Genomic DNA, 24,392 nt, shown 5'->3' on the forward strand with positions numbered 1-24,392 from the left:
GCCGCAGCCGGGTCCGGGACGCCGCCGCGGGGCGTCCCGGTTCGGCGGGGCTACTTCTCGGTGACAGTGGTCTCGTTGTCGGCCCAGGTGATGGAGCCGCCGCTGAAATCGCTCTGCTTGCCGCCCGCGATGTCGTATTCGTCGCTGGTCGGGTACCCCAGCTTGCCGCTCGCACCGCCCTGCTCGTCCCAGGCCTTGCGGATCTCGCCCCACACCACCTGGGTGCCGTGGGTCGGGCTGTAATAGATTGCGCCGCCGTCGAATTCCTGCACCATGCCGCTGTCGGGCGCGTCCGTGGCCGGACCGGTGGGCATGCCGAGTACGCCGGTGGCCCCGCCCATCTGGTTGTACTTGTCGAGGATGCCGCCGGCGACGGCGATATCGCCGCCGTCCCGCATGGCGATCTTGGCTTCGGTGGCGTGGGTTTCGCCACCGGCCTGGGTGGCGGGGGTGGTCGAGGCCACCGGTGACGAGGACTTCTTGCTGTCGTCCTTGCCGCAACCCGCGCCTAGTGCGGTGACGACCGCAAGCGCCGCGATGATGCCCGCCGTGCGTCGTGCGTAGTGGTGCATGTTCCATCCTCCCGCGAATCCTGGCCGACAACTCGGCTGCATGGCATGCACACCGCAAGAACGGCATGCACTCCGCAATGATTCGGCGAATCAGACAGCGCTCACCGAAGGTGCAGTCGAGCTGGAATTACAGCGAAAACTACCCCACCACATGTGAGTTGAAACACACGCCAAAAAATTGCCCGGCCGGAGGGCGAGTCGCTCTCCGACCGGGCAGGTTCAGCTACCGGGCGTCAGGAGTTGGGCCCGAACTCCTCCAGCATCTCGGTGACCAGCGCCGCGATCGGCGACCGCTCACTGCGGGTGAGGGTGACGTGCGCGAACAACGGGTGCCCCTTGAGCTTTTCGATCACGGCGGCCACGCCGTCGTGCCGGCCGACCCGCAGGTTGTCACGCTGCGCCACATCGTGGGTGAGCACCACCCGTGATCCGCTGCCCAACCGGCTCAGCACCGTGAGCAGCACATTGCGTTCCAGCGACTGCGCCTCGTCCACGATCACGAAGGAATCGTGCAGCGAGCGCCCGCGAATGTGGGTGAGCGGCAACACCTCCAGCATGCCGCGCGCCTGCACCTCCTCCATCACCTCCGGGCTGGCCAGCCCGTCGAGGGTGTCGAAGACGGCCTGCGCCCACGGCCCCATCTTCTCGCTCTCGGAGCCCGGCAGATAGCCGAGCTCCTGTCCACCCACCGCGTAGAGCGGCCGGAACACCACCACCTTCCGATGCGAGCGGCGCTCCAGCACCGCCTCGAGCCCGGCGGTCAACGCCAGCGCGGACTTGCCGGTGCCGGCCCGCCCGCCGAGGGAGACGATGCCGACGCTCTCGTCCAGCAGCAGATCGAGCGCGATCCGCTGTTCGGCCGACCGGCCGTGCAGTCCGAAGGCCTCCCGGTCGCCGCGCACCAACTGCACCCGCTTGTCCGGCGTCACCCGGGCCAGCGCGCTGCCGCGCGGACTCAGCATGCGAATTCCGGTGTGGCAGGGCATGTCCCGGGCCTCATCGAGATCGATGACGGTGTCGGCGTACAGCCTGTCGACGGTGCCGGTGGCGACCTCCAGTTCCACCATGCCGGTCCAGCCGGAGGTGATGACGTCCTGCGCGTGGTACTCATCGGCCCGCAGGCCGACCGCGCTGGCCTTGACGCGCAGCGGAATGTCCTTGGACACCAGCACGACTCGCTGCCCCTCGGCGGCCAGGTTGAGCGCGCAGGCCAGGATGCGGGAATCGTTGGTGTCCGTGCGGAATCCGACGGGCAATACGGTTGGGTCGGTGTGGTTCAACTCCACCTGGAGTGTCCCGCCCTGGGTGCCGACCGACACCCGCTGATCGAGCCGACCGTGTGCCAGACGCATGTCGTCCAGCATGCGCAGCGCCTCGCGAGCGAACCAGCCGAGTTCGTGGTGCTGGCGTTTGGCCTCGAGCTCACTGATCACCACCAGCGGCAGCACCACGTGATGCTCGCCGAAGCGGGTCAGGGCCCAGGGGTCGGACAGCAGCACCGACGTGTCGACTACGAAGGTCTTCGGTCCGGATTCGGACGACTGCGAGGCGCGAACTCCCCGTGTCGTGGTCCGTCGGCCCTGGTCAGAGCCGGCGTCCCGAGTGGGAGAGGTAACGGAGCGTGCATCAGTCACGGTGGGCTCCTTTGCCACTCGCGCGACACCGCGCGAGCGTTCTCGCTGGGCCGGTCAGCCTTGGGGTCGTACGACCCGAGGGCCGGGTGCCGGCCCCCTCGCACTGAATTGCTCAGTCACGATCAGGACCTCCCGTACGAGCCACACCTACGCAGCCCGCACTCCCGACGCTACCGCCGAAATCGCGATCCGGCTTCCAGACTGTCGGGCGCATTGGTGAAGATCGGGTTAACGCGAGTCCGCTCTGCGCCTTTCATCCGATTCACGCGGCAGTACGGGAACATGGCCGCGCTCCAGGCCTTTCGTGGCCGTGACCAGCGTCAACGGCGTGGCCGCGGCCTCCTCGCGCAGACGCGCCGACCCTTCCCGCGCGGCGTCCGAGCCGAACTCGATTCGCTACTCGCGCTTGAACTCGACACGGCGTGTCTGCGGCGTGGCGTGATACCACTTCCGGAGCTCGCGGGACGAAGGCGCGTCCTCGGTCCATTCGTCCATGGCCGCTTGCTGTTTGCTGATGCCGCGCTGTCACAGCCGACCCGCCCGCACCCGGCGGCAGTCGGCCGCGTCGGGACCGGCGTGCACGCGCTTGACCCGGTACCTCGGTTGCTTCGTCGTGTCCTCCGTTAGAGTCGAGGTCATGGCCGAAACTGCGGATCTGGCAACCCTGCCCACCAAGGAATTGCACGACCGTGCCGTGAAGCTGGCAGCCCGGCGCGGCGACATCAAGTTCCTGTGGGAACTGTTGAAGGCGATCCCGGGCGCCGAGGTGGCGGCGGGCAATCAGGGCGAGGGCGAGGTCGACATCTGGAACACCGCCGCCCTGCTCGACGACTATTTCCACGCCGGCGAGGGAGAGGTCGGCGAGGCGCTGCGCCCCATGTACCTGGACTACCTGAACAAGCACGCCTGATCCCGGCGCGGCCGGATCGCGGGCGCCGCGGTCCGGTTCCGATCGCCATGGGGCATAGGCGGGTTCGCCTCGGCGGTCCTAGACTCCCGTCATGACCGCTGCTGCCACACCAGAACTGGTCGTCTATCGCCGCCCGGGTTGCCCCTACTGTGCCCGCTTGCGCCGCGTGCTCAATCGTCACGGCATCATCCACCGCGAGATCGACATCTGGCAGGACCCCGACGCCGCGGCCTTCGTCCGCTCGGTGGCCGACGGCAACGAGACCGTCCCCACCGTCGTCCTCCGCGACGGCGGCACCGAGCGCAACTGGGTCAACCCGCACCCCAGGCAGCTCATCGCCATCGTGTCCGCCGACGCCCCGCAACTCACCGGCGGCCCCCGCAAGTTCTGGCCCTTCTGAGGGCGGTCGCCGGGATCGCCCGCCTCCGACGCCAGAGTCCGCCGCGATCGTGAGATCGCGGCGGGCTCTTGGTCTTTCGGGGGGCGCTCAGCCCAGCAGGCGCCAGTCCTCGAGGCCCTCGTACAGCGGGAAGTCCTGGGCCAGCGCGGCGACGCGCTGACGCAGGGAGTCCAGGTCGGCCGAACCGGTGAGCGCGGCGGCGATGATGTCGGCGACCTCGGTGAACTGCTCGTCGCCGAAGCCCCGGGTGGCCAGCGCCGGGGTGCCGATGCGCAGGCCGGAGGTGACCATCGGCGGGCGCGGGTCGAACGGAACGGCGTTGCGGTTCACGGTGATTCCGATTTCGTGCAGCAGATCCTCGCCCTGTTGGCCGTCCAGCTGCGAATTGCGCAGATCCACCAGCACCAGGTGCACATCGGTGCCGCCGGTGAGAACCGTGATGCCCTTCGCCTTGGCATCGGGCGCGGTCAGGCGCTCGGCCAGGATCTTGGCGCCGGACAGGGTGCGCTCCTGACGCTCCTTGAACTCCGCGGAACCGGCGATCTTGAAGGCCACGGCCTTGGCGGCGACGGCGTGCATGAGCGGACCGCCCTGCTGACCCGGGAAGACCGCGGAGTTCAGCTTCTTGGCGAACTCCTGCTTGGCCAGGATCAGACCGGAGCGGGGACCGCCCAGGGTCTTGTGCACGGTGGACGACACCACGTCCGCGTGCGGAACCGGCGACGGGTGCAGCCCGGCCGCGACCAGACCGGCGAAGTGCGCCATGTCGACCCACAGGTAGGCGCCCACCTCGTCGGCGATCTCGCGGAAGGCGGCGAAGTCCAGGTGCCGCGGGTACGCCGACCAGCCGGCCACGATCACCTTCGGGCGGGTATCGCGGGCGATCTTGCGCACCTCGTCCATGTCGACGCGGTGGTCTTCCTTGGACACGCCGTAGGCATGCACCTCGTACAGCTTGCCCGAGAAGTTCAGGCGCATGCCGTGGGTGAGGTGGCCGCCGTGCGCCAGATCCAGGCCGAGCAGCTTCTCGCCCGGGTTCATCAGCGACATGAGCACCGCGGCATTGGCCTGCGCGCCCGAGTGCGGCTGGACATTGGCGAACTCCGCGCCGAACAATTTCTTGACGCGGTCGCGGGCCAGATCCTCGATGATGTCGACGTTCTCGCAGCCGCCGTAGTAGCGGCGACCCGGGTAACCCTCGGCGTACTTGTTGGTGAGCACGCTGCCCTGCGCCTGCAGCACCGCGCGCGGCACGAAGTTCTCCGACGCGATCATCTCGAGGGTGTCGCGCTGGCGAGCGAGTTCCCCTCCCATCGCGGACGCGACCTCGGGATCGAGTTCGGCGAGGGACTGGCTGTTGACAGAGGCGCTCGTCTGGGTCACGCCGCCGAGTCTATTGGCCTGCGACGCCGCGCCGATCAGGGGGTTCTCTGTGTTGTGCGTCGGGTTCTGAGAATCGCGCATGGCGCACCTCCGTGGTCCGGGTACCCCGAACGAGTCGGGGATCGCCAGGCACCCAGGCGCGCGGTGCCGGACATCGGTGCTTCCCGGTGGTTGCTTCCACCTCGAGTGCGCCAGTCGCGGTCCGGTCATCTTATCCGTCGCCGGCCGCGGCCGATCCGGCGACGCCATGAGCGATCCCCCCGCCCCGAAAATTGGGGGCATCGGAATCGTCGGCGCAGCGGAAGCCCCCGAAATGTCCGGAGCGGTGGACATCACTCCCAAATCGGGCTATGGCGGGGCAACGAATCTCGGTAATGTATCGCCGCGCTGGCAAAGTTACGCGCCAGTGACATTGGCCCAACCGATCTTTCGAGGAATCTCCATGAGCGCCGACGGCACCACCATCCAGTCCCTGATCTTCACTCTGCTCAAGACCATGTGCACCATGTCCAGCGGCGGCGCGTCCTGCGCCTCCTGGGGCGCGTAAGCACCATCCAGGACATCGGGGAGTACCCCTCACCAACGGCGGATCGCGCCGGGAGTGAGGGGTTCGTCCAAGAGCCGACGGAAACGCTCGGACCGGTCTTCGGCATCGGCCGCCCGGTCCAGCCAACCTCCCAGCAATCGATACCCCTCCACATACGTCGAGATATAAGCCCGCCACAGCGGCGATGACAGGAATCGCAGCGATTGCGCGGCCCGCTCCGGAGTGACCAAACTCCAGCGCTGCAGGAATTCCGCCACCTCGTCGGCAGCACGCCGGCGATCGTGCAACAGCAGTGCGGCATCCTGGCGCACGCTCAGCAGATTCGCGGACGCGTTCGAAATCCTTTCGGCGCGTTCGCCATCGAAGCGCAGACCCAGATCCGCGTAGATCTCCTGCGCCCAGCGGCCCCAGCCCGGGCCGACGATCGACTTCAGGGCCAGATCGGCCAGTCCCTCCGCCATCAGGCACTGCGGAGTGTTGACCACGAACAATGTCTGCTCGTCCTGGCCCGCGCCCACCAGCCCGGCCTCTTTGCGGCAGTGCTCGGTGTGATGGCCCGGGTAGGCCTCATGGGCGATCAGATGCGGCAGCTGTGACATGTGCTGTTTGAGATCGGAATTGATGGCCACCCGGGATTGATAATTGCCCAGGTAGTAGTTGAACCCCGACCACGGCTTGTCGCCCACCACTTCGTATTCCACGTGCTCGTTGTCGGGCAGCGGATAGCGGTCGCGGACCAGTTCCCGCAGCGCCCCGGAAAACGCGGCCACGCATTCCTTCAGGCGCTCGGGCGGAATCTCGTCGTGGCGGCGGTGCGCGGTGATGCGGTCGAGCAGGTCACCCTCGCCGGGCAGCACCTCGTCGAGCTGCCGGTGCGCCTCGCGGTAGTCCTCGGTATTGCCCGGCGCGATATCCACATCGAAGTAGGCGCGCACCTCGTCGATGAAGTTGATGTCCTCGCCGGCGAATTTGCGGCCCGAGCATTCCAGCGCGCGCAGGTGCGCTTCCAAGAATTCGACGCGCTCCGCGGACAGGCCCGCCTCGGGCAGTTCCTTGCGCAGCGCGGCGGCTCGGTGCGCGAGATCGCGCGGCTCGGGCGCGGGCGCGTTCTCCACCTCGCGGCGCAGGGCCGGATCACCGGTGAAGGCGTCGACGAAACCGTCTTCGAGCCGGTTGAATGCCAGGCCGAGCCGCAGGTATTCGGTGACGAGTGGATGCGCTGCTCTGTTCAATGTGCCCTCCGCTTCGCTCCGGGCGGGTTCGCGGCCCCGGAGGTCTCGATTCTTCCCTCCATCCGCTCCTCCGCTTCGCTCCCCCGCTCCAAGGCGGAGGTCTATCAAGCCGCAGCCCAGAATCGAGACGGGCCGCGAACCATTATGTCCTCCAGCCGCCCCGTATCAGCCTGTCGCGCAACCTCACCGAACACGCCCAAGGCCGGAAATGTTGTCCATCTCACTCCGGTTACCGACGAGTAGCAACACCTGGTGTTCACCCGGATGTTGAAGCCGAGCACAATTCGGCTATGCGTGGAGTGTTGGCCGGATCGCCGGGCACGGCGACGATGCGGCTTCCTGAGAGCTGTTGTTGTCGGCCGGCCCGAATGCGGGGACACGAGTAATGGCACGGATCAGCGAGCCCAGCCCCTATGTGGAATTCGACCGCAAGCAGTGGCGCACCCTGCGCAAGTCGACTCCCCTGGTGCTCACCGAGGAAGAATTGATCGGCCTGCGCGGCCTGGGTGAGCAGATCGACCTCGAGGAGGTCGCCGAGGTCTACCTGCCGCTGGCCCGTCTCATCCACCTCCAGGTCGCGGCCCGGCAGCGCCTGTTCGCCGCCACCGCCACCTTCCTCGGCGAGACCCATCCCGACCGCCAGGTGCCGTTCGTCATCGGCGTGGCGGGCTCCGTGGCTGTGGGCAAATCCACCACCGCGCGCGTACTGCAGGCACTGCTGGCGCGCTGGGACCACCATCCGCGAGTGGATCTGGTCACCACCGATGGATTCCTGTACCCGACAGCCGAACTCACCCGGCGCGGCATCATGCATCGCAAGGGCTTCCCGGAGTCCTACGACCGGCGCAAGCTGCTGCGCTTCGTCACCGAGGTGAAGTCCGGTGCGCACGAGGTGTGCGCGCCCGTCTACTCGCACATCGCCTACGACATCGTTCCGGGTGAATACCACTGCGTGCGCCAGCCCGACATCCTCATCGTCGAGGGTCTCAACGTGCTGCAAACCGGTCCGCGGCTCATGGTGTCGGACCTGTTCGACTTCTCGGTCTACGTCGACGCCCGCATCGAGGACATCGAAAGCTGGTATGTGCAGCGCTTCCTGTCGCTGCGCAAAACCGCCTTCCAGGACCCGAATTCGCACTTCCACCACTACGCGAACTTCAATGATCAGGAAGCCACCAACCAGGCCAAGGAAATCTGGCACAACACCAACCGGCCGAATCTGGTGGAGAACATCCTGCCGACCCGGCCGCGCGCGACGCTGGTGCTGCGCAAGGATTCCGACCACTCCATCAACCGGCTGCGGCTCCGGAAACTCTGAAGTTCTTACGCCACGCTCCCCCCGCCTCTCCGGGACTTCAGCGGACAACGCGGTGCCGTCGACAGTTTCGCGCTCCTCCGCCTCTCCGGGACTTCAGCGGACAACGCGGTGCCGTCGACAGTTTCGCATTCGTGCCGGCGGTTGGGAGCCGAACCTGTTTCGGACGTACCCGAGGAGTTACCCTCGACTCACGAAATCAGTCGTCGCCGTGGTCATAGCTTCCAGGCGGGTCATAGCTTCCAGGCGGCATCCAGCCGGGCGGCGACATCGATATCGGTGGCTGCCCGGATGTGCGGCTTGCGGATCTCGTCGGCGATATAGCGCGCCACGAAACGGCGGATCTCATGATCGACGCTGGCCAGGATGCGCAGCAATTCCCCGCGCCGGGTCGCGCTGGCGACATTGATGCGAACATTGCTGGGCCGCGGCTCGTCGATTTCGATGAGCACCCGCAGCGGTTCGGCGGTACGGACGGTCAGATGCAGGTGAATGGTGCCGTCCACACGGAACGGATAGCGATCCACGGCCAGGTCGATGAGCAGGTCGACCTTGAGCGGGATCACCAGGTCGAACGAAATGATGTCGTCCACTTCACGATTCAGCCGCGGCTGGCCCAATCGCACCGTGGCCGAGAGCTTCGCGAGCTTGCCCGGACCCGCGCCGATCGGACCGAACTCGAACGCCTCCCCCGTGAGCTTCTCGAAGGCTGCGACTATCCGCTCGGTGGAGGCGGCGTACTCCAGGAAGCGGCGGCCGAACTCCTCATAGCTGATATGGGGCGCCCTCACGACCTGGGATTCCACCGGGCCGCTCAGCCCCTCGCGTAGCTCGCTCATACCTCCCGACGGTACGGCAGCGACCAGCCCGCGAACACGGAAGCCATTGCACTGCAATGGAACCGTTGAACGACCGTTGCGGGATCATCCGCGCGGTTGGAGACCGCGGAGCCGCCTACACGCCGAAGCGGCGGTGCCGCGCCGCGTAATCCCGCAGGGCGCGCAGGAAGTCCACGCGCCGGAATTCCGGCCAGTACGCCTCGGTGAACCAGATCTCCGAATAGGCGCTCTGCCACAACAGGAATCCCGACAGCCGCTGCTCGCCCGAGGTGCGGATGACGAGGTCGGGATCGGGCTGGCCGGAGGTGTAGAGGTGCTGGCCGATGGCGTCGACGGTGATGGACTGGACCAGGTCCTCTCCGGTCTCGCCCGCGTCCATCTCCTGGCGGACCAGGGAGCGCACCGCGTCGGCGATCTCCTGGCGGCCGCCGTAACCGATAGCGACATTGACGTGCACGCCCGTGCGGCCCTCGGTGCTCTTGGCCGCCTCACTCAGGCGGCGGGCCATCTCGGCGGGCAGCTGGTCCAGGGCGCCCACGATGCGGACGCTCCAATTCTGTTCCGGCGCAGACAGTTCGTCGACGACATCGGTGATGACCTCGAAAAGGGTCTCGAGCTCGTCGGAGTCTCGCCGCAGATTCTCGGTGGAGAGCAGGTAGAGGGTCACCATCTCGATGCCCGCTTCGCCGCACCAACCCACCAGCTCGGCGATCTTCAGGGCGCCGACGCGATGGCCGTGCGAGATATCGCTGAACCCGTTCTCCCGGGCCCACCGTCGGTTGCCGTCACACATCACGGCGACGTGCCGCGGGTGTTGTTTGCCTGCCAGCTGCTTGGCCAGCCGTGCCTCGTATATGCGATATGGGAGTCCACGCACCTGACTCGCAACCTTCACGGCCGCAACCCTACGCCCTGCCCGCCGCACTCCTCCGCCTCCCCGCATCTTTTGCCGGTCGAAGGAGCCACTCACCGTTCCCACCGGACCGGCGGTCGTGGACGGGGCCAGGTTCTGCATTCGACGAGCTACTCCCATCGCGGCGAAATCAGACATCATCATGGGCATCGAAGCTCACAGTGGGCACCCATCCCAACCTACGGTACCGTAGGTTACCGAGGAGGAACTTATGTCGGACACTGTGCGGCCCGCTGTTCCGGCGGTGGGCGTTCTCGAAACCGTCCGGGAAGAGCTGGAGCTCATCAAGCCCCGCATGCGCGGGTGGATTCATGCCTGGGCCGTGGGCGTGGCCGCCATCGCGGTGATCGTGCTGGTATCGGTGGCGAGCTCGGTGTCGGCGAAGGCGGCATGGTCGACACTGGTCTACGGGATCACCGTATGCGGGGTCTTCGGCATCAGCGCGACCTATCACCGGGTGAACTGGAAGACCGCGCGGGCCCGCATGTGGATGAAGCGGGCCGACCATTCGATGATCTTCCTTTTCATCGCCGGCAGTTACACACCGTTCGCCCTGCTCGGAGTGCGCGGCAGCGCCGGGACCATCCTGCTGGCCGGCGTGTGGGCGGGGGCGCTGGCCGGAGTAGCGCTGAAGATGCTGTGGCCCACCGCCCCTCGCTGGGTCGGGGTGCCGCTATATCTGCTGCTGGGATGGGCCATCGTCCCGGTGGCCGGGACGCTCATCCACAATGTCGGCTGGACTCCGGTGATCTTGCTGCTCGCGGGCGGAATCGCCTATAGCGTGGGCGGGATCCTGTACGCGTCGCGCTGGCCGGACCCGTGGCCGGAGGTCTTCGGACATCACGAGTTCTTCCATGCCGCAACGGTGGTCGCGGCGCTGTGCCACTACGTTGCGGTCTGGTTCGTACTGATGAGCTGATCCGAGCAATTACTCACAAACGTGCATTCTTGCCCCAAAGGTCTCTAAAGTCTGCGACGTGACCAGCAGACTCATCCTGTGGGCGCTGCGGGCGCCGGGAGGTCTATCCGCTGTCGTCATGGCGTGCAATCTCAGCGGCCTCGCGGTGATCACCACCGAACTGTTCCTGAGCGGTTTCCTGAGCAGGCTCGGATCGGACTGGATGACCGCCTTCACCCAGGTGTCGATCTATCCGGCCCTCGGCGCACTGGTCGGCATCATGCTCGCGGTGCGGGACCGGCGCCACTACTTCAGCTGGCTCGACCAGCGGCGGCCGCCCACCGAACGCGAGGCGACACGGCTGCTGCGCCTGCCGATCGCGATCACCGGACGGGCGCTGGCCATCTGGCTGCCGGGCGTGTTCGTGGCGGCCGCCGTCTTCGCGCACGCCACCGAGGAGCGCAGTTTTCCGGTGGTGCTGTCCATGTTCACGCTGGGCGGGCTGGAGTCGGCGGCGTTGACCTATCTGATCGTGGACCGGCTCATCCGGCCGACCATTCCGGTGGTGGCCGAGGTGCTGGACGAGACCGCCCACTGGAGCAATACCGTGCTGGCCCGGGTGCTGGTCACCTTCGCGGTGGCGGGCGCGGTACCGCTGTTCATGTTGATCACCGTGCTGGCGGACCCGTCCACCGCTGCCCAGGATCGCATTCGAACCGGCATCTACATGGCCATCGTCGGTCTGTCCGCGGGCGCGGTGGCGACGGCGGCGCTGGCCCGCGCGGTGGCCACGCCCATGCACACCCTGCGCGACGCGCTGGACCGGATCGCCCACGGCGATCTCGAGGCCCGGGTGACCATCAACAGCACCAGCGAGATCGGGCGGCTCGAGCACTCGGTGAACGAGCTGGCCGCCAATCTCAGTGAGCGCGAACGCATGCGGACCGTCTTCGGCCGGCACGTCGGCACCGAGGTGGCCGAGCGGGCACTGTCGGGCAGCCCCAGCCTGACCGGCGACATGCGGGTGGTGACCGCGCTGTTCGTGGACGTGACCGGGTCGGTCGCCATGGCCACCGAGCTCGCCCCGCACGACTTCGTGGCCAAGCTCAACCGGCTGTTGTCGATCGTGGTGGCGGCCACCGAGGACAACCACGGCCTGGTCAACAAGTTCGAAGGCGATGCGGCGCTGTGCATTTTCGGCGCTCCCATCGCGCTCGACGACAATGCCACCCCGGCTCTGAAGGCCGCCCGCCGCATTCGCGACGAGGTGGCCGCGCTGGGCGAACTCGAGGTCGGGATCGGCATCGCCCGCGGGCTGGTCTTCGCCGGCGATGTCGGCACCGACACCCGGCTGGAGTTCACCGTCATCGGCGACGCCGTCAACGAGGCCGCCCGTCTCACCACCGAGGCCAAAAAGGTGCCGCGCCGGATCCTGGCGAGTCAGGCCGTCATAGACGCCGCCTCCGACTCCGAGCGCACACAGTGGACCCTGCACGACACTCTCCACCTCCGCGGCCGCAAGGAACCCACACCGGGCTGGACCGACATGGCGTCCCCCGCGTCGCCCCACCGCAACGGCACCGCCCCGCAGGCCGCCCCCCGACCGGCCGCACCCCGACCGGCGGAGTCCGCCGACCAGGCCGCCGATCGCTAATCATCAACCCGCACAAGGGTCACCCGCGAACGGGACAGGACCTGGCAATATCGTGGGGAAACACGTGATCTGAACACGATTCCGGACTGTAGGACCGCGCGATTCCCGAAGCAACGGAATATGCGCGGCGCGTGGAGCGCGCGGCCTGATCAGGCCGTGGGCGGCGGTAGCAGTCCGGCGCGCACATCCTCGACGGTGGTGACCGGCAGGTCGCACACCGAACCCCGGCAGATATAAGCGGCGGAGGTGTCGCGCACCGGCGGCCGATCGGACAGCAGCGGCTGGGAATCGAGACCGCCGGAGACGATCACCGACCCGCCCGGGGCGGCGGCGCGGGCGGCGGCCAGCAGGGTTGCGGCCCAACCGGATTCACCGTCCGGCCCGTCGACCACCGCCACCTGGATCGGACCGCGGATCGCGGCCTCGGCGACGGCGAGCCAGTGGCCCGCCGAGCGGGGCGCACGGGCGAGCAGGACCGCGCCGCGGGTGAGGGTGTGCTCGGCGAGCTGCCGGTAGCGGGCGGCCCGGTCCGGGTCGCTGAGGGCCGCGGCGGTGAGCAGCGCCTCGGCGAGAACCGAAGTGCCGGACGGGGTTGCGCCGTCCACCGGATCGCGCGGCCGGGTCAGCAGGGTCTCGGCGTCGTCGGCGGTGTCGAACCAGCTGCCGGGAGTTTCCGGATCGGCGAAGTGGGTGACGGCGGTATCCAGCAGGCGCTGCGCCTGGGCCAGCCAGTCGCCGTCGGCGGTCTGGTGCAGGGCGAGCAGGCCCAGGGCCAGCCAGGCGTAGTCCTCGAGCACACCCGTGGCCGCGCCGGGTACGCCCCCCAGGGAGGCGCGGCAAACCCTGCCGTCGGTCACATGGGTGTCGAGCAGATAGCGGGCGCAGCGGGCGGCGGCGGCGATCCACTCCGGATATCCGAGTGCCGCACCGGCTTCCGCGAGCGCCACCACGGCCATGCCGTTCCAGGCGGTGACCACCTTGTCGTCGCGCTCCGGCTGGGGACGGCGGGAGCGGGCGGTGGACAGGCTCGCCCGGATCGCTTCGAACCGTTCGTAGTCGGCCGGTGCGGGATCGGCGTAGCGGGTCAGCACCGAGGTTCCGTGCTCGAAGGTGCCCGCCGTGGTGACACCGAAAAGCTCTGCGGCCCAAGCACCGTCGAGCGCGCCGAGCACGCCGTTGAGTTCGGCTGGCGTCCACACATAGGTGGCGCCTTCCAGGCCCGGCCCGCCCGGTTCGAGGTGGGTGTCCGCGTCCAGCGCCGAGGCGAAGGCGCCCTGCTCGGTGCCGAGATCCGTCAGCAGGAATCGCGCGGTCTCGCGAGTCACCCGCAGCGCCAACGGTTCCCGCGCGCCCGTCGCGCGCTCACCGGCCGATTCGCCGAAGCCGCGCCGCGCCAGGTGCGCGTACACCCGCAGCAGCTGGGCATTGTCGTAGAGCATCTTCTCGAAGTGCGGAACCACCCACGCCGCATCCACCGCGTACCGGGCGAACCCGCCTCGCAGCTGGTCGTAGATGCCGCCGCGCGCCATGGACTCGCAGGTGAACGAAACGGTCTGCAGCACAGTCGGGTTGCCGGTCAGCTCATAGTGCCGCAGCAGGCCCTCGAGCAATGCCGACGGCGGAAACTTGGGCGCGCCGCCGAACCCGCCGTGCCGCTCATCCACATCCTTGCGCACCGTGTCGACCGCGTGCTCGAGCAGTTCCGGCCCGATCCCGATCTCCGCGTCCGGCAGTCCCGCGGTCTGTTGCCGCAGGGCATCGGCCACCTGCGCCGCGGCGGTATTCACCTCGTCCCGCCGATTTCGCCAGGTGTCGTTGACCGCAGCCAGCAGCTGCGTGAACGACGGCATCCCGTGCCGGGGCGTCTTCGGGTAGTAGGTCCCGCAGTAGAACGGCTCCCCTTCCGGCGTCAGGAAGCACGTCATCGGCCACCCGCCCTGCCCCGTCATGGCCACGGTGGCGCTCATGTACACCGCGTCCAGATCGGGCCGCTCCTCCCGATCCACCTTGATACACACGAAGTTCGCGTTCATGAGCGCCGCGGTGGCCTCGTCCTCGAACGACTCGTGCGCCATCACATGGCACCAGTGGCAGCTGGCGTAGCCGATGGACAGCAGAATCGGCACATCCCGCGCGGCCGCCTCCGTCAGCGCATTGGCATCCCATTCCCGCCAATCCACCGGATTGTCGGCGTGCTGACGCAGATAGGGCGATGTAGCGGTGGCCAATTGGTTCACGCTTCCAGGCTCCCACACCCAGGAAGCGCACAACTCGATCACACACGCCCTCGGCGGTCTGTGAACCAGCTTCCACGGTCAGCCGCGCACGTGGAGCCCGAAACTTGTGCGGCCCGCGGGCTCGAGTCCTTCCTTCAGGTGCAGCGAGGGAATCTCGTAGTCACCGAAGTTCTGCCGCCGGAACGCGATCGGCTCGGTCGAGTCCAGAGTGAGCAGGCGTTGCTCCCAAGCTTCGGCGACGTCTCGGTAGTCCTCGTCGGTCATCCGGTCGGTGCCGTACAGCACGAACGGCGGCAGCACCTCGATGCCCGGGTAGTAGAGGATGCCGTGCTGGATCGGGAACAGCAGATCCTCGATGGGGCCGTTGATTCCACGAGCGGCGTAGTGCGACCGCGGGCCGCCGACGGTCACCGACAGCAGAGCCTTCCGGCCCGCGAGGGTGCCTTCGCCGAAGCGCTCGCCGTACTTGACGTCGTCGTGTTCGCCGACGCCGTAGGCGAAGCGGTAGGTGAACACGCGGTCCACCCAGCCTTTGAGGATCGCGGGCATCGTGTACCACCACAGCGGGAACTGGAAGATGATCGTGTCGGCCCACAGCAGCTTCTCCTGCTCGGCCAGTACGTCCGGGGTGAGCGTCCCGGCGTCGAAGGCCCGGCCCGAGTCGAGGGCGACCTTCAGCGGACTCGAGGCGTGAGGGCCGTAATCCGCGGCGTCCACGACCGCCTTCCAGTTCATCGCGTACAGATCGCTCACCCGTACCTCATGCCCAGCGGTCCGCAAGGTGGACACCGCGAGGTCCTTCAGCGAGCTATTGAGCGACTTCGGCTCCGGGTGGGCGTAGACGATCAACGTCTTCATCAGAACTCCTTCGGATCGGGTGCCTTCGATCCTGGGCGCCCCGGCGCCCGGCGTTCAGGGGCTCCTCCTCCGTCGGACGGGACTTCCTGGTAACAGCAGGACCACCTTCACGGGCACCACCGCGGCCATACTGGCGGCATGGACGATCTCGCGGGCTTCCTGCGGACCCGGCGTTCCCGTGTCGACCCGGCGGCCGCCGGCATCCCCACCGACAGACACCGGCGGGTCGAAGGGCTGCGCCGTGAAGAGGTCGCGCATCTGTCCGGAGTCAGCGTCGACTACTACGTACGCCTCGAGCAGGGCCGCGCTACCCAGCCCTCCGAGCAGGTCCTCGACGCGCTCGCCCGCGTCCTGGGCCTCGACGAGACCGAACGCGAGCACCTCTACCGGCTCGCCCGGCAGCGCCGCCGACGCGCGAAGGCGCCGGGCGGGCGAGTCCGGCCGGAGTTGCTGCGTGTCCTCGACCTGGTCGCCGATGCCCCCGCGCTGATCATGGACCACCGCCTGGACGTGGTCGCCGGGAACCGCCTCGCCGGACTCCTCTACGGCCGTTCGATACCGGGCCTGAACACCGCCCGGCACATCTTCCTCGAGGAAGCCGAGCGCGGCCTGTACGCGGACTGGGAGAAATGCACACTCGACGTGGTCGGCCACCTGCGCCTGGCCGCCGGCAAATATCCAGAGGACCCCCGCCTGGCCTCGCTCATCGGTGAGCTGGCGATGGGCAGCGAGCGCTTCCGCCGCCTCTGGGCCCGCGCGGATGTGCGCGCCCGCACACATGGCTGCAAGGCATACCGCCACCCCCTGGTCGGCCTGCTGGAATTGCATCAGGAGAACTTCGCACTACCGGACGAATCAGGCATGGAGCTCATAGTGCTATCCGCGGCCCCCGGCAGCCCAGCCGAGGACGGGCTGCGCCTGCTCGCGGGCCTGGGCACGAACAGCGGTGACACCCATCCCACAATGAACGCTCAGGTCCATGAGTAGCTCAATGACGCCCTTTCACCAGCCAGGAATGCCACGACGCTGACGGCTTGTACGCGATGATGGCCCTCATTCGCAGGTCATATCCCCTCAGCCCGGCTGACCGTGGGAGCCCGCCTCGAGGGTCACGCGGATTACCGACTGGCGCCCGAGCACCCTTTCCCCGCGGCCGTCGACGACGGGCTCGCGGCCTATCGCGAACTGCTGGCGGCGGGTACCGACCCACGGGACCTCGTCATGGCGGGTGACTCCGCCGGTGGCGGCTCGAGCATCGCCACGCTGCTCGCGGCCCGGGAGGCCGGGCTGCCGCAACCAGCCGCCGTGGTCGTCTTCTCCCCCTGGGTCGATCTCACCCTCACCGGAGGAAGCATGCGTTCAAAGGAGGGCGCCGACCCCATTTTCACCGAGGCCGACGTGCGCGCCTACGCCGATCTCTACGTCGGTGCGGGCGACCGGGCGCAGCCACTGGCCAGCCCGGTGTTCGCCGACCTCACCGGACTGCCCCCACTGCTCGTGCAGGTCGGGGCAAACGAGGTGCTGCTCGACGACGCGGTCCGGCTGGCCGGCCGCGCGGGCGCCGACGACGTCGAGGTCACGCTCGACATCGGGCCCTCCCCCACGTGTTCCAGCACCAGTACGGCCGCCTCGACGAGGCGGACGCCGCCCTCGACCGCGCCGCTCGCTTCCTCACCGCCCATGTGGGCGCCGACCGTCTCGAAGCGGTCCGCTGACGCCGTCCCCAAGCGGCCTCCACGTGATGTCGGCGACGCTCGCGGGTGCGCCATCGCCGACTCACGTTCGGCTTAGGTCTCCGGCAGTCGACCATCCGCTATTTACTGAACACAGCCGCGCACACAGTTGAGGGGGAGGCACAGGAGCGCACGTGATCATCACACGATTTCAGCGCAACCACATCTAACGGGAATCAGCTCCGCCATGTTATTGACATGCCGCTAATAACTGTTCGAGAATTGGAAAGCGGCTGTGCCTGTCGCGTTGTGCAACCTCAATGGGGAGGCGTCCGCGATGTACAACCGATTTCGGTGGATACGCGATGACGCGTGGCGTTTCGTCGGTGCGGTACGCGCGCCGACGCGGGGCCGTGGCGAGCAGCGGGCCCCGGCGCTCGCCCAGGGTGCGTATGTCGAGTTGCCGGGGCGCGGGACGACATTCGCCCGAGTGACCGACGGGCCGGCGCAAACGCTTCCGGCGGTGTTGTTGCACGGCTGGACGTGGAACGCTGATATCAATTTCGCGGATGTCATCGAGCCTTTGTCGTGTCATCACCGCGTGATCGCGCCCGATGCCCGTATGCACGGGCGCGGAATCCGTACCAGCGGACCGTGGCGGCTGCGCGACGCCTCCGACGATGTCATCGCCCTGCTCGATGCCTTCGGCATCGAACAGGCCTTGTTCTGCGGATTTTCCATGGGCGGAATGATGGTCGCCGATCTGCTGACCCGATACCCGGATCGGGTCGCGGGGTACGTGATGCAATCCGCCGCGGCCCACTATCGACAGAGTCCACGTGAACGGGCGGTATGGGTCGCCCTACGCGGCTTGCAACCGCTTGCCGAGCGCGGCCTGAACATCACCGCGGGGCGGTACTTCAATGCCTCCCTTCCCGGCAATGCCGCGCTGGCGGAGCGCTGGGATTGGCTACAGGCAGAGCTGGGCCGCCAGTCGCTGCTCGAAATCATCACCGTCGCAGCCGATATCGGGGCGCTGGATCTGCGCCCAACCCTGCGCCGCCCGACCTGCCCGGGCGAATACCATCTGCTGACCATGGACCGCGTGTGCCGCCCGTCCATGCAAGCCGATCTGGCCCGCCGACTCGGCGCATCCATTGTGAGCGTCGACGCCGACCACGACTTGCCTGTCACAGACGCAGCCCGCTACATCGATCTCACGGTCTCCGCGATACGGCGGGTCGCCGCTCAGGCCACCGACCGAACGCGTGCGTCCTAGCCGGTCGTCGATTCGAGGGCACAGCTCGGCCGCTGGTCGCCGGGTTCTCCGCACCTTGGTCGTCGGCGGTGTCCTCGATCATTCCCCCGCCGAACACGTGCGCCAACCGCGCGGGCGTCGAACCAGTCAGCGACCGAATCAGGCGGCCGTGCCCTCCACCGGGTGTCGCTGCCGGTCACCGGAGGTATTCCTGCCATCCTCACCACCGAGATCGCGCAGCCGTACGGCATCGCGGTCAGGCCTTGACGGCGGCGGCTTCTTCAGCGTGGTCGCCGGGTTCCCTTTTGCGGCAAGTGTTTTCGATGCCGCCATCGCGAGTGCGGCCTGGAACCGACAGGCTCGATCAACCGATCGATGGTGCGAGATACTCCAGCGCATAACCATCGCCGGAGGGGGTTACGCGGGCGATGCCGGGTGAGTCGAGGTGGGCGCCGGCTACGAAGTGGTGTGGTTGGGTCAGTTGTTCGAGGAGGGCCGCTCGCGCGGCGCGGGCCTGGGACTGGTTGCCGTCGAGTTCCCAGGACACGTTCGGCTGATCGAATTGGACCGTAGGAACGTGAACGGTGTCGCCCCAGACGAGAAGGTGGCCAGTGCCGCTCCTGACGTCGTAGACGGTGTGACCGGGTGTGTGGCCCGGCGTCGGGACCGCGGTGATCCAGTCGTTGATCGCGACCTTCTCCGACACGGGTACGACCCGGTCGCGGATCGGCTCGAGCCGCCCCGTGAACACCGAGGTGTCGCCCGCGCCGATCCAGACGCGCTCGAGTTCGGTGAACGCCTCTGAACCGTCCGGCGTGATCAGGCCGCTGACGTGATCTTCATGCTTGTGGGTGATGGCCACATCGGTGACATGCGCGCGGTCGATTCCCGCTTCGTCGAACGCGTCGTAGATCAATCCCATGGTGGGGTCGTGCCAGGCGTTGGACGCGCCGGTGTCGATGAGAACCGACCGCGTGCCGTCGGTGACGAAGAAGGCGTTGACCGACAGCCGCAAGTTGTCGCCGGCCAGCGGCACAGCGGCTGGCAGCTCATCGAGCGTGCGCCCATCCTCGCCGCGGAGCCGTGTCGGCGGCATGTCGATGTACCCGTCTCGCAACGAGATCACCCGCAGATCGCCGAATTCGAACGTGGCATGGTGCTGGCCACTCGAGATCAAACGCATGGAACCTCCGTCGTGCTGGCGCATATCGCGCATCTCCTATCGAAGACAATCTCTACTTTAGGAGAAATCTACACTATGGGCAGCAAGGTACCCATCGATCGAGGAGCATGGTGGTCGAGCGAGACGGAAACGTGGCTGAACCACAGCACGGTGACGACCTGGCCGGCGCATTCGGCGCTAACGTGCGGCGACGCCGCGAGGAGGCGGGCCTGACGCTGGAGCAGCTGTCGGCACAGTCGTCGGTCAGCCGGGCGATGCTGTCCAAGGTCGAACGCGGTGAGAAGAGCCCGACGATCGGCGTCGCGTCCAAGATCGCCCACGCGCTCGACGCGTCGCTCTCGGACCTGATCGGTGGGGCGACTGCTGCCGCGTCCGGCGTGGCCGTTGTCCTGCGCAAGAACGATCGCCCTGTTTTCCGTGACCCGGAAACCGGCTTCGAGCGGCACATTGTGTCAGCGGCCCCGGGCGCGGGCGGAGCCGAGATGGTCGTCCACTATCTCCCCGCACAGGTCTCTACCGGGCTGCTGCCCGCGTATCCGCCGGGTACGGAGAAACAACTCATGGTGCTCGAAGGCACCCTCACCGTCGCGATCGGCGGAATCAGCGAGACGCTGAACACAGGCGACTCCCTGTTCTTCCAGGCCGACGCGGATCACGGCTTCGCCAACCGAACCAACGGTCCCTGCGAATACATCATGGTCATCTCGCGCAGAACCTGAATGGCCCAGATCCGAATAGCCGAGCACTGTTTCGAACTGCTCCCACTCGTCGCTGGTTGTCAACCTAACGTGTCTGGTTGCCATCCGGGCTTCAGCAAGATCGACGAAACGCGCTGTAGTGGTTCCCCTGCTTGTCTTCGAATGGCTGATCAGGCAGGGCAAGATTCCTCTGTCGATAGTGCCACACCAGGAAACGCGATTCACCTGCCCACCTCGCTTCGTCTGTCAGCATCCCTCAGGAATCGAAGGCTCTCCTCGCGCGCATCCGGGGCTCGAAGCGGCCAGAGCGGGCGCGGCCGGCAGCGGCCCTGACACCAGTCTCGAGTAGCCGCGCTGACCGAACCGGCCGTCGCGGGACAGGCGACCTTCAGGTGGCTGTATCGATTCGGGGCCGACCGAACATACCGTTGCATGATGACCGTGCAGCGCTCCTCGCTCGGAGATCAACTCGGCTGCTCTGCGGCCTTTCGGTGCATTGTGTAATGAGCCATCTCCCAGGCGTTTCGAGCTGGTTGGCAGTCATCTCGTCGCGTGAACCACGTCCGGGATCCCAGTCGTCGGCTGGCCCGCGACCTGTGGGTTCGTGCTGAAAGTTGGGATCGGTAGGAGGCGCGCGCGGCGTCTACTAACTCCCATGACATCTTCTCAACCTCCCGCGAACCAACCGCAGTCCGCCGGCTTGGACAAAAAGACCAGCGCGATCCTGTCGTACGCGCTGGGATGGCTCACCGGGATCATCTTCCTATTTGTGGGAAAGAACGATCCCGATGTGAAATTCCATGCCTCTCAATCGATCGTCTTCTTCGGGGCGGTCTCGGTGGTCAATATCGTTCTGAACATCGTCGGCTCGCTCCTCGGAGTCCTGGGGATCATCTTCAGCCTCGCCGGACTCGCAGTCGCGGTCTTCGCGGTCGTCGTCTGGATCATGGCCATCGTTCAGGCGATCAACACCGGCGGTGTCCGCGCGGCGCTTCCCATTGTCGGAAAATTCACTGCCCCGTATGCCGATCAGTTGGCCAACTCGGTCAAGTAGCGGCGTATTCGAACTCCCCAGTGGGATTTCGTAATCGATGATGCTGTCGGCAACCCCCGCACGGCGGCCAGATGCGACAGTCCGAAGATCAACGGCCCGAGGTCATCTCGGGCCGTTGGCGTCCGTGCGGAACGTCGGGACTGCCGAATGCAGAGCATTCGTTTCGGGACGGCAAACAGCCCGCTTTCTTCCTACACCCTGCACTGACGGTGTCATTCAGACAGCCGGGCGGCGGGTTCACAACTCGAATGGGCGGGCCCGGGCCATGTTCATTGCGCGCGTGTAGAGCGCATTGAAGAAGTGTTCACCCGGAAGGCCGAACCACGGGTATGTCTCGGGCTCGTAGCCATCGTCATCGTCGTACTCGGCGTCTTCCTCTTCACCCTCGACGACGGTCGACGCTGGCTACCGTCCCGACCGAACTTCGTCGAGGAGAAAGGCCAGCAGGTCGGTGAAGCTGTCAGCGCAGACGAAGTGTCGCTGCTAGTCCCACCCGAAATTGATGATCTGGCCGGGAACTCCGGCGCGATCGGGATCGAGGTCGAGGCCGATGTGGTCCGATCGCGTCGTGTCCGACCACAGCGGAATCCAACCCGGCGAGCTGTAGAGCGGCTTGACCCGTCCCTCTGCACCGGGCATGACGTCACCGAATGCCTGCAGCTGTTCGATATCGCGGCCCTCTCGTACTGCAATCCAGGATGCCCAACACTCCCGGATCAGATGCGTCGACAGGAATGACAGGGTAAGGATGCACGGCACAGCGCCCTCGCCGCCCTGTGGCGATGTCTGTCGCCAGCTGACCGTTGCTCATCCTGAGAACAGCCTTGATGTTACCGGAAGACGTTGGCCCAGAGCATGTTCCAGCTCATCAATCTCGGACGGGCTGGCGGGAGGCGCTAAGTTCTCGAACGCCAGGTTGCGTCCGCCAGAGTGGTGTAGCAGCTCGCCGATCAATCGGATGAGTGTCGAATCCCGGACATGAGGGTGGTCACCGCGTGATCCTCGAAGGACCTTCCACAGTCTCTCGTAGGAGATTTCACGCGATGACCGCTATCCAGCCTATCGATCCAGGCCAGCTGCTGTCCGACCAACTGGCCGCTGCCAGCCCGGACCTGCTCCGCACGATGCTTTCGACGTTCATCCAGACCCTGATGAGCGCCGTAGCCGACGCCGCCCGCGGCGCCGGCTACGGCGAACGCAGCGACGAGCGGGTCAACCACCGCAACGGCTACCGCCACCGCGACTTCGACACCCGCGTCGGCACCATCGACCTCGCCATCCCCAAACTGCGGTCGGGCAGCTATTTTCCCGACTGGTTGCTCGAACGCCGCAAACGCGCCGAACGCGCTCTCACCAGCGTCGTGGCGACCTGTTATCTGCTCGGGGTCTCGACCCGCCGGATGGAGAAACTGGTCGAATCATTGGGCATCACAACACTGTCCAAGTCCCAAGTGTCGATGATGGCCCGCGAGCTCGACGCCCAGGTCGAAGCGTTCCGAACCCGTCCACTCGACCAAGGCCCCTACACGTTCGTCGCCGCTGACGCCCTGGTGTTGAAGGTCCGCGAGAACGGACGCGTGGTCAACGTCCACGCCTTGATCGCTACCGGCGTCAACGCCGACGGCTACCGCGAAATCCTCGGCCTGCAAGTCAGTTCCGGCGAGGACCGAGCCGGATGGCTCGCGTTCTTCCGCGACCTGGTCGCCCGCGGCCTGAGCGGGGTCGCACTGGTCACTTCCGACGCCCACGCGGGTTTGGTGGCCGCGATCGGCGCGACCCTGCCCGGCGCGTCCTGGCAGCGCTGCCGCACCCATTACACGGTGAACTTGATGTCTGTCTGCCCGAAATCCTCCTGGCCCTGGGTCCGGACATTGCTGCATTCAGTGTTCGATCAAGCCGACACCGAATCGGTTGCCGCCCAATATGATCGGATGCTCGACGCGCTCGCCGAGAAACTGCCGAAGGTCGCCGACCACCTCGACACCGCCCGCGCGGACCTGCTCGCGTTCACCGCGTTCCCCAAACAGATCTGGCGCCAAATCTGGTCGAACAACCCACAAGAACGACTGAACAAGGAGATCTGCCGCCGCACCGACGTCGTCGGCATCTTCCCCGACCGCAGCTCGATCATCCGCCTGGTCGGGGCCGTGCTCGCCGAGCAACACGACGAATGGATCGAAGGCCGACGCTACCTCGGCCTCGACGTCCTGACCCGCTCACGCGGACTCACACCCACCGACGAACAGGAGGACCCGGCACCAGCAGAACTGACCGCCTGACCCCATTTCGGATCATGCGGTGACCACCCCAGTTACACCACGCCCCGGGACTTGACCGAACGCCAACGGTACGCTGGCGCGAAGCCAGTCGACATACTCCTCAAAGGTCAAGTCCCGGGCCATCGGAAGATGAACTGAGCGTGCCGATCTGAGGCCGGCGGAACGTCCGCTACTGCCGAAGACCGTGCCTTTGACACTCCGGAGAAGTCGCCGCCTTGTCATGCCCTGCTCAGGTAGGAGCATTTTCGAAACGGCTGCGGTAGAACCACGGCTTCGGACATCGTTCAGGTCGACGGCAGGTTCCGGCCTCGATCAACTCAGCACGTAATTCATCGCTGGCATTCGGGTGATGGACCGCCCGCTCGCGGATCGAAAAGTACTCATCCCCAAACTTTTCGGCCTCGAACTCCGCGGCACGACGCAGCGCTTCGGTCGACACACCGGGGTTGACAATCGCATTCCACCGTACGTATCCGTCCTGATCAACCACGAGCAGAGCGAGGGCATCAGGTGGGGTGTTCGGATTGCGCGCAGCCCACAACCGCACTGGCCGGACCGAATCGACAGCGAGTTGGCGCAACCGACCTGGTGTGGTTTCGGGGTCCCGGGTTTCCAGAACACGGCGGTATCTACTCATCCGCTCAGCACGAGATCGCACTCGCTGCACATCCACCGCGGAAGTCTTTCATCTCACGGGGTAGCCCCCATACCGCAGTTACCCGACTGCACGGCAAACAACAGCTCCAGATCGCGACCATCAAGTACCTCGCTCGCGGTGGCGGATGCTCCCGCGGCTACTCGGTATGCCGCGCAGGGGTTAACTCGATCACTGCCTCCGGGATAGCGCCAAAGGTG

Annotated in this window: 23 protein-coding genes and 1 riboswitch; of the genes, 12 read left to right on the top strand and 11 right to left on the bottom strand. The window is 66.7% G+C overall.

Features of this window, described 5'->3' with window-relative positions; genetic code table 11:
• Positions 1–50 precede the first annotated feature (50 nt).
• From GLP40_RS21420 to GLP40_RS35100, 3 genes are all read right to left on the bottom strand, one after another.
• Entirely contained in the window at positions 51–572 is a 522-nt protein-coding gene (locus GLP40_RS21420; RefSeq protein WP_154789777.1) for an LGFP repeat-containing protein, read from the bottom strand.
• A gap of 233 nt (positions 573–805) precedes the next feature.
• Complete coding sequence (locus tag GLP40_RS21425) at positions 806–2,206, bottom strand: PhoH family protein (RefSeq protein WP_328290488.1); 1,401 nt, start codon at positions 2,204–2,206, stop codon at positions 806–808.
• A gap of 396 nt (positions 2,207–2,602) precedes the next feature.
• A complete protein-coding gene (locus GLP40_RS35100) occupies positions 2,603–2,722 on the bottom strand; it encodes a DUF488 family protein (protein WP_407671650.1) in 120 nt (39 codons plus the stop codon).
• Between the two features lie 121 nt (positions 2,723–2,843).
• On the opposite strand from GLP40_RS35100, the gene GLP40_RS21430 reads away from it, so the two are divergent.
• A complete protein-coding gene (locus GLP40_RS21430) occupies positions 2,844–3,116 on the top strand; it encodes a hypothetical protein (RefSeq protein WP_154789778.1) in 273 nt (90 codons plus the stop codon).
• A gap of 91 nt (positions 3,117–3,207) precedes the next feature.
• Entirely contained in the window at positions 3,208–3,516 is a 309-nt protein-coding gene (locus tag GLP40_RS21435) for a glutaredoxin domain-containing protein (protein ID WP_154789779.1), read from the top strand.
• Between the two features lie 87 nt (positions 3,517–3,603).
• Here GLP40_RS21435 and glyA read toward each other — a convergent pair whose 3' ends face one another.
• Both glyA and GLP40_RS21445 read right to left on the bottom strand, forming a co-directional pair.
• Complete coding sequence (glyA, locus tag GLP40_RS21440) at positions 3,604–4,899, bottom strand: serine hydroxymethyltransferase (RefSeq protein WP_328290489.1); 1,296 nt, start codon at positions 4,897–4,899, stop codon at positions 3,604–3,606.
• 124 nt (positions 4,900–5,023) lie between these two features.
• Positions 5,024–5,108, bottom strand: a riboswitch (ZMP/ZTP riboswitch).
• A gap of 367 nt (positions 5,109–5,475) precedes the next feature.
• Complete coding sequence (locus GLP40_RS21445; RefSeq protein ID WP_154789781.1) at positions 5,476–6,678, bottom strand: DUF885 domain-containing protein; 1,203 nt, start codon at positions 6,676–6,678, stop codon at positions 5,476–5,478.
• Positions 6,679–7,063: 385 nt separating this feature from the next.
• Between GLP40_RS21445 and coaA the strand changes: the two genes are divergently transcribed.
• A complete protein-coding gene (coaA, locus tag GLP40_RS21450; protein WP_154789782.1) occupies positions 7,064–7,996 on the top strand; it encodes a type I pantothenate kinase in 933 nt (310 codons plus the stop codon).
• A gap of 230 nt (positions 7,997–8,226) precedes the next feature.
• Here the strand turns inward: coaA and GLP40_RS21455 are convergent, their stop codons facing one another.
• Positions 8,227–8,832: a hypothetical protein gene (locus GLP40_RS21455; protein WP_154789783.1), complete on the bottom strand. Its 606-nt coding sequence runs from the start codon at positions 8,830–8,832 to the stop codon at positions 8,227–8,229.
• Between the two features lie 115 nt (positions 8,833–8,947).
• Positions 8,948–9,775 (bottom strand): isoprenyl transferase, encoded by an 828-nt coding sequence (locus GLP40_RS21460; RefSeq protein ID WP_154789784.1) that lies wholly within the window; start codon positions 9,773–9,775, stop codon positions 8,948–8,950.
• A gap of 181 nt (positions 9,776–9,956) precedes the next feature.
• On the opposite strand from GLP40_RS21460, the gene trhA reads away from it, so the two are divergent.
• Together trhA and GLP40_RS21470 are read left to right on the top strand one after the other, a co-directional pair.
• Entirely contained in the window at positions 9,957–10,664 is a 708-nt protein-coding gene (trhA, locus tag GLP40_RS21465; RefSeq protein ID WP_154789785.1) for a PAQR family membrane homeostasis protein TrhA, read from the top strand.
• Positions 10,665–10,722: 58 nt separating this feature from the next.
• On the top strand, positions 10,723–12,297 hold the full coding sequence (locus tag GLP40_RS21470) for an adenylate/guanylate cyclase domain-containing protein (RefSeq protein ID WP_328290490.1): 1,575 nt from the start codon (positions 10,723–10,725) through the stop codon (positions 12,295–12,297).
• Between the two features lie 149 nt (positions 12,298–12,446).
• On the opposite strand, the gene GLP40_RS21475 is transcribed toward GLP40_RS21470, so the two are convergent.
• Both GLP40_RS21475 and GLP40_RS21480 read right to left on the bottom strand, forming a co-directional pair.
• The gene (locus GLP40_RS21475; protein WP_328290491.1) at positions 12,447–14,534 is read right to left on the bottom strand and encodes a thioredoxin domain-containing protein; all 2,088 of its coding nucleotides are present in this window, start codon (positions 14,532–14,534) and stop codon (positions 12,447–12,449) included.
• 78 nt (positions 14,535–14,612) lie between these two features.
• Complete coding sequence (locus GLP40_RS21480) at positions 14,613–15,392, bottom strand: NAD(P)H-dependent oxidoreductase (RefSeq protein WP_154789786.1); 780 nt, start codon at positions 15,390–15,392, stop codon at positions 14,613–14,615.
• A 138-nt stretch (positions 15,393–15,530) separates the two neighbouring features.
• On the opposite strand from GLP40_RS21480, the gene GLP40_RS21485 reads away from it, so the two are divergent.
• The 3 genes from GLP40_RS21485 to GLP40_RS21495 all read left to right on the top strand — a co-directional run bounded on the left by GLP40_RS21485 (position 15,531) and on the right by GLP40_RS21495 (position 18,344).
• Positions 15,531–16,379 carry a helix-turn-helix transcriptional regulator gene (locus GLP40_RS21485; RefSeq protein ID WP_154789787.1) on the top strand — a complete coding sequence of 283 codons (849 nt, stop codon included), beginning with the start codon at positions 15,531–15,533 and terminating at the stop codon, positions 16,377–16,379.
• Positions 16,380–16,481: 102 nt separating this feature from the next.
• Positions 16,482–17,183, top strand: coding sequence for an alpha/beta hydrolase (locus GLP40_RS21490; protein WP_328290492.1), 702 nt, complete (start codon positions 16,482–16,484; stop codon positions 17,181–17,183).
• A gap of 372 nt (positions 17,184–17,555) precedes the next feature.
• Positions 17,556–18,344 (top strand): alpha/beta fold hydrolase, encoded by a 789-nt coding sequence (locus tag GLP40_RS21495; protein WP_196054740.1) that lies wholly within the window; start codon positions 17,556–17,558, stop codon positions 18,342–18,344.
• A 343-nt stretch (positions 18,345–18,687) separates the two neighbouring features.
• On the opposite strand, the gene GLP40_RS21500 is transcribed toward GLP40_RS21495, so the two are convergent.
• A complete protein-coding gene (locus GLP40_RS21500; protein WP_154789789.1) occupies positions 18,688–19,506 on the bottom strand; it encodes an MBL fold metallo-hydrolase in 819 nt (272 codons plus the stop codon).
• Between the two features lie 131 nt (positions 19,507–19,637).
• On the opposite strand from GLP40_RS21500, the gene GLP40_RS21505 reads away from it, so the two are divergent.
• The 4 genes from GLP40_RS21505 to GLP40_RS21520 all read left to right on the top strand — a co-directional run bounded on the left by GLP40_RS21505 (position 19,638) and on the right by GLP40_RS21520 (position 23,537).
• Positions 19,638–20,225, top strand: coding sequence for a helix-turn-helix domain-containing protein (locus GLP40_RS21505; protein ID WP_328290493.1), 588 nt, complete (start codon positions 19,638–19,640; stop codon positions 20,223–20,225).
• 634 nt (positions 20,226–20,859) lie between these two features.
• A complete protein-coding gene (locus GLP40_RS21510) occupies positions 20,860–21,258 on the top strand; it encodes a DUF4870 domain-containing protein (RefSeq protein WP_154789791.1) in 399 nt (132 codons plus the stop codon).
• Between the two features lie 300 nt (positions 21,259–21,558).
• Positions 21,559–21,996 carry a hypothetical protein gene (locus GLP40_RS21515; RefSeq protein ID WP_154789792.1) on the top strand — a complete coding sequence of 146 codons (438 nt, stop codon included), beginning with the start codon at positions 21,559–21,561 and terminating at the stop codon, positions 21,994–21,996.
• A 305-nt stretch (positions 21,997–22,301) separates the two neighbouring features.
• A complete protein-coding gene (locus tag GLP40_RS21520; RefSeq protein WP_154789793.1) occupies positions 22,302–23,537 on the top strand; it encodes an IS256 family transposase in 1,236 nt (411 codons plus the stop codon).
• A 229-nt stretch (positions 23,538–23,766) separates the two neighbouring features.
• On the opposite strand, the gene GLP40_RS21525 is transcribed toward GLP40_RS21520, so the two are convergent.
• Complete coding sequence (locus GLP40_RS21525) at positions 23,767–24,210, bottom strand: hypothetical protein (RefSeq protein ID WP_154789794.1); 444 nt, start codon at positions 24,208–24,210, stop codon at positions 23,767–23,769.
• Positions 24,211–24,392: the final 182 nt, after the last annotated feature.

It is taken from the genome of Nocardia aurantiaca, from assembly GCF_009708175.1.
GTDB lineage: Bacteria > Actinomycetota > Actinomycetes > Mycobacteriales > Mycobacteriaceae > Nocardia > Nocardia aurantiaca.